The following is an 8,674-nucleotide window of genomic DNA, read 5'->3' on the forward strand; positions in this document are numbered from 1 at the left end:
CCGGTCGATGCTGTGATCCTTGAACTGGACGGACAGTCCTTCATGCGCCCGGTCTGTCTTAGCAACGACCAACAGGCCCGATGTATCCTTGTCGATGCGATGAACGATGCCGGGACGGGCCACACCGCCGATGCCCGACAATTGTCCGGCGCAATGATGGAGCAAGGCGTTGACGAGCGTGCCATCGAGATTGCCCGCGGCGGGATGGACAACCAGCCCAGCGGGCTTGTCCACCACGATCAGGTCGGCATCTTCATGGACGATGGTGAGCGGGATATCCTGCGCCACCGCATCCAGCGCCACTGGGGCGGGGAGGGTGACGGCGAAACGCTGCCCGGCTGCGACCTTGGCCGAGGCGCTGAGTTTCACAGTCTGGTCCGTCGCGCGGACATGTCCCTCGCCGATCAGTGCCTTGATCCGTTCGCGCGAGAGGTCGGGCAAAAGGTCGGCGAGCGCACGGTCGAGCCGCTGGCCATGCTGGCCCGCGTCGATAATTGCTTCGATGATGGAAACCCCCGCGGCCATTGGCTAGGGATGTAGGCATGAGCGTGACTATTTCAAGCCTGTTACGGGACCGGATCGTTGCGGTGGCAGCGGCGGACGATGGGGAAATCTGTGGGCTTTTGCTGGGCCAGGCCGGGCGGATAGAGGCGATCGCCCCGGCGGCCAATGTCGCGGCCGATCCGGCGCGCCATTTCGAACTGGACCCGGCGGTGCTGATCGCCGCGCACCGGGCGGCGCGGTCGGGTGGGCCAAAAGTGATCGGCCATTATCACTCGCACCCGTCGGGCGTGGCTATACCCTCCGCCACGGACGCGGCCTGTGCGATGCCCGATGGAACGCTGTGGCTGATCGTGGCTGGCGAGGCGGTGCGCCTGTGGCGCGCGCAGCCAGGGCAGGGTGGGGCGGTGGCGTTCGTGGAGGCGCTGCTCGACATAAGGTGAGGGAAAGGCGGCGAGCCGGGGTTGCATCACGCGGCGGGGCAGCGCATTAGCCGTGAGAGCCTCCTTTCCTGACCACTATCCGGCGATCCAGACCCCGCATGACCAACCCGACCGACAGCATCGAATTTGCCAGCCTGCTCTGTTCGCGCCTGTGCCATGACCTGCTCAGTCCGGTCGGCGCGCTCAACAATGGCCTTGAGCTGATGGCGGACGAGACGGACCCGGAAATGCGCCAGCGCTGCCTGGAGCTGCTGGGCGACAGCGCGCGGACGTCGGCCAACAAGCTTAAATTCTTTCGTCTGGCGTTCGGCTCTGCGGGCGGGTTCGGCGATGTGGTGCCGCCCCATGAAGCGCGGGTCGCGATCGAGGGCATGTTCGTCACCACCGGCCGCGTGAAGGTCGGCTGGATGGTCGATGAACAGATGCTGGGCAAGCTGGCGGTCAAGGTGTTGCTCAACCTGGCGCTGATCGCGGGCGATGCGCTGGTGCGTGGCGGGCAACTCGACATCGGCGCGGAAGTGCGGCCGGGCGTGACCGAAATCGTGGTGCGTGGCGAAGGACCAAAGGTCGTGCTCGACCCCGATCTGCGCGCGGCGCTGGCAGGCACCTTGCCGATCGAGGGACTGGCATCGCGGACAGCGGCAGCCTGGATGGTGCGCGCGCTGGTGACTGGCGCGGGCGGCGAGATCGCCCTGTCGCCGCCGGGTGATCCCATGCTGCTCTTCGGCGCGTCGATACCGGGCTGAGGCGGGCGGCGCGCGGCACCTGCCGCGCGAACTGACGAGGCGCGGCGCCCATAAGCTATCATGCGCCGGGGCCGAGCAATCCCGTCTGCGTGGGAACATCTGACTATCTGAAAAATGGTAGCGGAGGAGGGACTTGAACCCCCGACACGCGGATTATGATTCCGCTGCTCTAACCAGCTGAGCTACTCCGCCCCTTGGGGCCTCGCAAGGCAACATGGCCCTGCGGTGAGGCGGCGCTATACGCAGCGGCGGCGGGTCGGTCAACGGGGCTTTTTGCGATTATTTGCGCCGCACGCCCCAACCCGCTGGCAGCGCCATCGGATAGCCCGCCATCGCGCCCGAATCGATCGCGCCGATCGCCGCGCTTACCATCGGCCCAAGTTGCGTCATGTCGGGATTATGGCCCGCGCCCGGCACCGTCAGCATGGCGGCAGGCGCACGCGCAGCAGCGAACAGCGCGTCGGCCTGCGCCATGTCGATCCGGTCGTCGGCGGTGCCCTGTATCATCACCAACGGCGCGCCGATCTTCGTCACCGCGTCCAGATTATTCCATTTGTCGGGCAGCAGCAGGCCGACCCCGCCGGGCGCCGATTCTTCCAGCTTGTCGAACGTCGAAAGGGTAACGACCCCCGCCACCCTCACCGTCGCCGCGACATGCAGGGCCACCGCGCCACCCAGCGAATGGCCGACCAGGAACAGCCGCGCATCCGGCCCGACCAGATTGCGCGCCGCCGCCACGAAGGCGCGCCCGTCCGCCATCAGCCCGGCCTGCGTCGGCGTGCCGGGATTGCCACCAAAGCCGCGATAGGACACCACGACCACATGGTCGCCCTTGCCCGCCAGATGTTCGGCGTAACGCGCGCCGATCCCCTGATGCGATCCGCGGCCATGGAAGAAGAGGATGACGTCACGGTCGGCCGGGTCGCCCGGCCAATAATAGCCAGTGAGCGCCAGCCCGTCCTCACTCCGCACCGGCAGGGCCACAGGCGTCGTCTGAGTCCATTGCGCGACCTGCACCGGCGCGGCGTCGGCGCGGTAAATCTGTTCGCGCACGTTGGAGGCGCAGGCGGTCAGCGCCAGCAGGGCGGCCAGCGGTCCGCCGATCATCCTGTTCATGCGCCGCATTCTGCCCAATCCGTGCCCCGGCGCAAGGAATATTGAAATCCGCGCAGCCCGTGTCATTTTTCTGTTGCAATCCCTTTTGGGCCACGTCCTAATGTTGCGACGCACAACCGGCCGTCCTGGCCGAGGGAGGAACGTCCACTTGCCCTTCCACGAAATGTTTGAGCCTGATGGTTCGATACGCGCCTGTTACGCCGAAGTGCAGAAATGGGTGGAACGAACGGGCATATCCGGGCTCAACCGTCGGCTGGATGAGGCAGAGGCGATCTTCCGTCGTATCGGCATCACCTTTGCCGTTTATGGCGAGGGTGGCGATCCGGAACGGCTGATCCCCTTCGACCTGCTGCCGCGCATCTTCACCGCGCAGGAATGGCGCGTGCTGGACAAGGGCATCCGCCAGCGCGCCCGCGCGCTCAATGCCTTCCTGCACGATGTCTATCATCGCGGCGAGATTGTGAAGGCTGGCATCATGCCGGCCGACATCATCTACAAGAACAGCGCCTATCTCGCTGAAATGGCGGACTTTTCCCCGCCCGGCAAAGTGTACAGCCATATCGTCGGCATCGACATCGTCCGCACGGGGCCGGGCAGTTTCGAAGTGTTGGAGGATAATTGCCGCACGCCGTCGGGCGTCTCCTACATGCTCGAAAACCGGGAGATCATGACGCGCATGTTCCCCGAACTGTTCGCCGCCGGGATCGTCGCGCCGGTCGATGACTATCCCGCCGAACTGCTCAAAAGCCTCAAGGAAGTCGCGCCGCCCGCCTGCAAGGGCGATCCGGTCGTGGTCGTCCTCACCCCCGGCTCGCTCAACAGCGCTTATTATGAGCATAGCTTCCTCGCCGACCTGATGGGCGTCGAACTGGTCGAGCCTGCCGACCTGTTCGTCGACAATGACCGGGTGTGGATGAAGACCACGCTGGGGCCAAAGGCGGTCGACGTCATCTATCGCCGCATCGACGATGAATATCTCGACCCGCTCGTCTTCCGCGCCGACAGCCTGCTCGGCGTTCCCGGCATCTTCAACGTCTATCGCAAGGGCGGGGTGACGCTCGCCTCGGCCCCCGGATCGGGCATCGCCGACGACAAGGCGGTCTATATCTACGTGCCGGAGATGATCCGCTTCTATCTCGGCGAAAAGCCGATCCTCGACAATATCCAGACCTGGCAATGCGGCAAGCCCGACGAATGCGCCTATGTGCTGGAACATCTGCACGAATTGGTGGCCAAGGAAGTCCATGGATCGGGCGGCTATGGCATGTTGATCGGTCCCAAATCGACCAAGGACGAGGTCGCCGCCTATGCCGACCGCATCCGCGCCAATCCCAAGGAATTCATCGCCCAGCCGACGCTTGACTTGTCGACCGTCCCGACGCTCGGCCCCGCCGCCGTCGTCGGCCGCCACGCCGATTTCCGTCCCTATTGCCTGGTCGGCAAACAACTGCGCCTCGTCCCCGGCGGCCTGACCCGCGTGGCCCTGACCGAAGGGTCGCTGGTGGTCAATTCCAGCCAGGGCGGCGGGGTCAAGGACACCTGGGTGTTGCAGGATTGATGATGGCCACCCCGTCCATTCACCCCACACGTCATCCCCGCGCAGGCGGGGATCCATCTCCGGGCCTCACCCCATGCGGAACGCTTGGGAGATGGGTTCCCGCCTGCGCGGGAATGACGGAAGAAGAGGGCATGACCAAATGCTGAGCCGGACCGCCGAAAATCTCTTCTGGATGGCGCGCTACATGGAGCGGGCGGAGGCCACCGCGCGCCTCCTCACCATGGGCCAGCGCATGGCGATTCTGCCCGGCGCGCATCATCGCGACGAATGGCGATCGGTCGTCCGCGCGGCAGGCTGCGGCCACCAGTTTCCCGAAGGATCGACCGTCACCGAAAGCGACGCCGTCGCCTATCTGATGCTCGACCTCGACAATAGCAGCTCGATCCGCTCTTGCCTCGCCAAGGCGCGCGCCAATGCCAAGTCGGCCCGCACCATGTTGACGCAGGACATGTGGGAAGCGCTCAACGATGGCTGGCGCAAGCTCGACAGCTATGATGTCGGCGAAGCCCGCCAGCAACTCCCGGCGCTCATCGACTGGGTCAAGACCCGCGTCATGACCTTCCGCGGCGCGACTCATTCCGGACAGTTGCGCAACGAAGGCCACGATTTCCTGCGCTGCGGCTCGGCGCTCGAGCGGGCGCAGATGACGCTGCGGCTGCTCGACGTCAAATATTATGTCCTGCTGCCCGAAACCGAAGTGATCGGCGGCAATCGCGACCATTATCAATGGACCTCGGTCCTCTACGCCCTGTCCGGCGCGCGCGCCTATCATCATGTCTATGGCGGCACCTACACCCCTTGGCAGATCACCGATTTCCTGATGCTCAACCGCATGTTCCCGCGCAGCGTCGCCTTCTGCTATGACCAGCTCGCCTATCGGCTCAACCGCCTGTCGGGCTGGCATGACAAGCGCGGCCCGTGCAACGACACGATCGAACAGATGGTCAGCGCGCTGGAACAGCTCGACAGCGGCGAAATCTTCCGCTTCGGCCTGCATGAAACGGTGCAGCAGGGGCTGGCGATGACCAACCAGTTGGGCATCGAAATCGCCCAGACCTATCATTTCGGCTGATCGGGGGAGGGGGCGCTCGCGATGAAATTGCTGGTCCGGCATCAGACCATCTATTCCTACGATCCGTCGGCGGGGCGGGTGGTGATGCGGCTGAAACTGATGCCGGTCGACACGCCCGCGCAGACGGTGCTGGACTGGAAGGTCAGCGTCAATGACGCCCCCGTCACCGGCTTTCACCGCAACAGCAATGGCGAGATGGAGGCGCTGTGGGTCCGACACGATCAGCTCGGCCAAGCGGTGATCGTCGCTGAAGGCCTGGTGGAAACGCGCGAAACCCATGGCGTCGTCGGCGGCCCGATCAGCCGCGTGAACCCGCTCTATTTCCTGCGCGACACGCCGCTCACCCGCGCGTCCGACGCCATCGCCGCCATGGCCCTGGCACTGCCCGACGGCAACGGACCGCTCGCCCGGCTGCACGCGCTGGCCGCCGCCGTCACCGACGCGGTCACCTATCGCGCGGGCGTCACCACATCGGCCACCACCGCGGCACAGGCCTTCACGCTTGGCGCAGGCGTGTGCCAGGATCATGCCCAGATCTTCATCGCGGGCGCGCGCGTCCTCGGTATCCCCGCCCGCTATGTGTCGGGCTATCTGCTGACCAGCGAGGGCAATGAACTGCACGAAACCCATGGCTGGGCCGAAGCACTGGTGCCGGGCCTCGGCTGGGTCGGTTTCGACCCCTCGAACCGCGTCTGCGTCACCGAACGCTATCTGCGCGTGGCGAGCGGCCTGGATGCCGATGACGCCGCGCCGATCCGGGGCACCATCATGGTGGCTGGCGATATCCTGATTGACGCGGACGTCCGTATCGCGCAGGCGGATGACGGGATCGAGGAACGGCAGTTGCAACGGCAACAACAGCAAAACAGTCCGCCGCCCGGTCTACAGGGTTGAGTCAGATATTTCGGGAGCCTGCGGGGAATGACCTATTGTGTGGCGGTGCGCGTGGACCAGGGACTGGTCATGCTGTCCGACACCCGCACCAATGCGGGCATGGACAATATCGCCCGCTTTCGTAAGAGCTTCACCTATGTCGTGCCGGGTGAACGGGCGATCACGCTGCTCTGTTCGGGCAATCTGTCGATCACCCAGGGGGTGAAGGCGACGCTCAGCAAGGCGATAAAGGACGCCAAGCTCGATCCTGAGATCGAAACCATCCTCAATTGCAGCACCATGTATCGCGTGGCACAGATCGTCGGCGACGCCATGCGCGCGATGCAGACCCGCTATCGCGAAAGCATCGAAATGGGCGGATCGGGCGCCAGCGCCTCGATCATGATCGCGGGCCAGCGGCGCGGCGGCAAACCGCGCCTCTATCTCGTCTACTCCGCCGGCAATTTCATCGAAGCGACCGAGGACACGCCCTTCTTCCAGATCGGCGAGCATAAATATGGCAAGCCCATTCTCGACCGCATCATCGCCCGCGAAACCAGCCTGGAGGATGCGACCAAGGCGGTGCTGGTCTCGATGGACTCGACCCTGCGCTCCAACCTCTCGGTCGGCATGCCGCTCGACCTCGCCGTCATCCCCACCGACGCCTACGACTTCCGCGTCCGCACCCGCATCGAAGCCGACAATGAAGAATTCGCCATGATCTCCCAAAGCTGGAGCGCCGCCCTCCGCAAAGGGTTCGAGGATCTGCCCAACGTCCTGGATTGAGCGGGGCAGGGAATAGCCTGATCCGAAATTAGCGCTGCGACCATTGTCTCGCCACGCCGGGCGGCTTATCGCGCCTTCCATGAAGATTCTGGTCGATGCCGATGCCTGCCCCGTCAAGGAAGAGATCTACAAGGTCGCCTTTCGCCATGAAGTGCCGGTGACGATCGTCAGCAACAGCCCGATCCGTATCCCCACGCACGACCTGCTCGACAGGGTGGTGGTCAGCGACGGCTTCGATGCGGCAGATGACTGGATTGCCGAGCGGGCGGACGCGGGAACCGTCTGCATCACCGCCGACATCCTGCTGGCTGATCGCTGCCTCAAGGCGGGCGCGGTCGTGATTTCCTCCAACGGCAAGCCTTTCACCCACAGTTCCATCGGCGCGGCCATCGCGACCCGCGCGATCATGGCGGATCTGCGCGCAGGCGGCGATCAGATTGGCGGACCACCGCCCTTCAGCAAAACCGACCGATCGCGCTTCCTGTCCGCGCTGGATGAGGCGCTAGTGCGCCTCAAGCGGGGCCGATAATGGCGGATTGGGACGCGATCATCCTGGGCGCGGGCGCGGCGGGGATGATGTGCGCGGCGACGGCAGGCCAGCGGGGCAAGCGGGTGCTGCTGGTCGATCATGCCGACCAGCCGGGCAAGAAGATCCTCATTTCCGGCGGCGGCCGCTGCAATTTCACCAACATCCACACCGCCGCCGACCGCTATCTGTCCGCCAACCCCCATTTCGCCAAATCGGCACTGGGCCGCTATAGCGCGCAGGATTTCATCGCCCTCGTCGACCGCTATGGCATCGCCTGGCATGAAAAGACGCTGGGGCAATTATTCTGCGACGGCTCCGCCAAGCAGATCGTCGCGATGCTGGAGGAGGAATGCGCCATCGGCGGCGTCACCGTGGCGCTGGCGCAGCCCGTAACCGATGTCGCCCATGGCGACGGCGTCTATCGGGTCAAGCTGGGCGCAGTCGACCATCGCGCCCCAGCCTTGGTGCTGGCGACCGGCGGGCCGTCCATCCCCAAAATGGGCGCAACCGGCTTTGCTTATGATGTCGCGCGGCACTTCGGCCTCGCCATCGTCCAGCCACGCCCCGCGCTCGTCCCCTTCACGCTGGGCGAAGAGGACGCACTGTTTCAGGCACTGTCGGGCGTGTCCGCCCCCGTGGAGGTGCGCTGGAACAAGACCCGCTTTCGCGAGGCAGCACTCTTCACCCATCGCGGCCTGTCGGGTCCGGCCATGCTCCAGATCAGCAGCTATTGGCAGCATCGCACCCCCATCCATGTCGATTTCCTGCCCGACATCGATGCCGACTGGCTCCTCCAAGCGAAACGGGACCGCCGCCCCCGCGCTTCCTTACGCAAGGTAGTAGGGCAGGCGCTGACCGAAAGGCTCGCCGACGCGCTGCTTGAGCGGGTCGGACTTGAAGGCGAAATGGGCAACCTCTCCGACAAGGCGCTGCGGCAATTGGGCGCCCGCCTCCACGACTGGCCCTTCGCCCCGACCGGGACGGAGGGCTATGCCAAGGCCGAAGTGACCGTCGGCGGCATCGCCACCGCTGCCCTGTCGTCGCGCACGA

Annotated in this window: 10 protein-coding genes and 1 tRNA gene; 8 read left to right on the plus strand and 3 right to left on the minus strand. The window is 65.1% G+C overall.

Annotated elements, in window-relative coordinates; translation table 11 throughout:
• On the minus strand, positions 1–525 hold a 525-nt coding region (locus IL54_RS14190), incomplete at its 3' end, for a pseudouridine synthase (protein ID WP_037478728.1).
• Positions 526–542: 17 nt separating this feature from the next.
• Here IL54_RS14190 and IL54_RS14195 point away from each other — a divergent pair.
• Positions 543–944, plus strand: a complete 402-nt coding sequence (locus tag IL54_RS14195; RefSeq protein WP_037476534.1) for a M67 family metallopeptidase — start codon at positions 543–545, stop codon at positions 942–944.
• A gap of 98 nt (positions 945–1,042) precedes the next feature.
• A complete protein-coding gene (locus tag IL54_RS14200) occupies positions 1,043–1,690 on the plus strand; it encodes a histidine phosphotransferase family protein (RefSeq protein WP_037476535.1) in 648 nt (215 codons plus the stop codon).
• 115 nt (positions 1,691–1,805) lie between these two features.
• Here IL54_RS14200 and IL54_RS14205 read toward each other — a convergent pair.
• A tRNA-Met gene (locus IL54_RS14205) sits at positions 1,806–1,882 on the minus strand.
• An 87-nt stretch (positions 1,883–1,969) separates the two neighbouring features.
• Positions 1,970–2,806, minus strand: coding sequence for an alpha/beta hydrolase (locus IL54_RS14210; protein ID WP_037478730.1), 837 nt, complete (start codon positions 2,804–2,806; stop codon positions 1,970–1,972).
• A gap of 148 nt (positions 2,807–2,954) precedes the next feature.
• On the opposite strand from IL54_RS14210, the gene IL54_RS14215 reads away from it, so the two are divergent.
• From IL54_RS14215 to IL54_RS23080, 6 genes are all read left to right on the plus strand, one after another.
• Positions 2,955–4,364, plus strand: a complete 1,410-nt coding sequence (locus IL54_RS14215; protein ID WP_037476536.1) for a circularly permuted type 2 ATP-grasp protein — start codon at positions 2,955–2,957, stop codon at positions 4,362–4,364.
• Positions 4,365–4,503: 139 nt separating this feature from the next.
• A complete protein-coding gene (locus IL54_RS14220; protein WP_037476537.1) occupies positions 4,504–5,436 on the plus strand; it encodes an alpha-E domain-containing protein in 933 nt (310 codons plus the stop codon).
• 21 nt (positions 5,437–5,457) lie between these two features.
• Positions 5,458–6,330, plus strand: a complete 873-nt coding sequence (locus IL54_RS14225; protein ID WP_037476538.1) for a transglutaminase family protein — start codon at positions 5,458–5,460, stop codon at positions 6,328–6,330.
• A 27-nt stretch (positions 6,331–6,357) separates the two neighbouring features.
• Positions 6,358–7,095: a peptidase gene (locus tag IL54_RS14230; RefSeq protein ID WP_037476539.1), complete on the plus strand. Its 738-nt coding sequence runs from the start codon at positions 6,358–6,360 to the stop codon at positions 7,093–7,095.
• A 79-nt stretch (positions 7,096–7,174) separates the two neighbouring features.
• Positions 7,175–7,624, plus strand: coding sequence for a YaiI/YqxD family protein (locus IL54_RS14235; protein ID WP_037476540.1), 450 nt, complete (start codon positions 7,175–7,177; stop codon positions 7,622–7,624).
• Positions 7,624–8,674, plus strand: a 1,051-nt coding sequence (locus tag IL54_RS23080) for an NAD(P)/FAD-dependent oxidoreductase (RefSeq protein ID WP_237748891.1), incomplete at its 3' end; no start/stop codon positions are given. The genes IL54_RS14235 and IL54_RS23080, both read left to right, overlap by 1 nt.

The sequence above is a fragment of the Sphingobium sp. ba1 genome (assembly GCF_000743655.1).
Classification (GTDB): Bacteria; Pseudomonadota; Alphaproteobacteria; order Sphingomonadales; family Sphingomonadaceae; genus Sphingobium.

Bases quoted from the DNA above. Each gene is read 5' to 3' on its own strand.
- IL54_RS14225 (WP_037476538.1), top strand. From the start codon at position 5,458: ATGAAATTGCTGGTCCGGCATCAGACCATCTATTCCTACGATCCGTCG.
- IL54_RS14210 (WP_037478730.1), bottom strand. From the start codon at position 2,806: ATGAACAGGATGATCGGCGGACCGCTGGCCGCCCTGCTGGCGCTGACC.
- IL54_RS14230 (WP_037476539.1), top strand. From the start codon at position 6,358: ATGACCTATTGTGTGGCGGTGCGCGTGGACCAGGGACTGGTCATGCTG.
- IL54_RS14235 (WP_037476540.1), top strand. From the start codon at position 7,175: ATGAAGATTCTGGTCGATGCCGATGCCTGCCCCGTCAAGGAAGAGATC.
- IL54_RS14220 (WP_037476537.1), top strand. From the start codon at position 4,504: ATGCTGAGCCGGACCGCCGAAAATCTCTTCTGGATGGCGCGCTACATG.
- IL54_RS14195 (WP_037476534.1), top strand. From the start codon at position 543: ATGAGCGTGACTATTTCAAGCCTGTTACGGGACCGGATCGTTGCGGTG.
- IL54_RS14200 (WP_037476535.1), top strand. From the start codon at position 1,043: ATGACCAACCCGACCGACAGCATCGAATTTGCCAGCCTGCTCTGTTCG.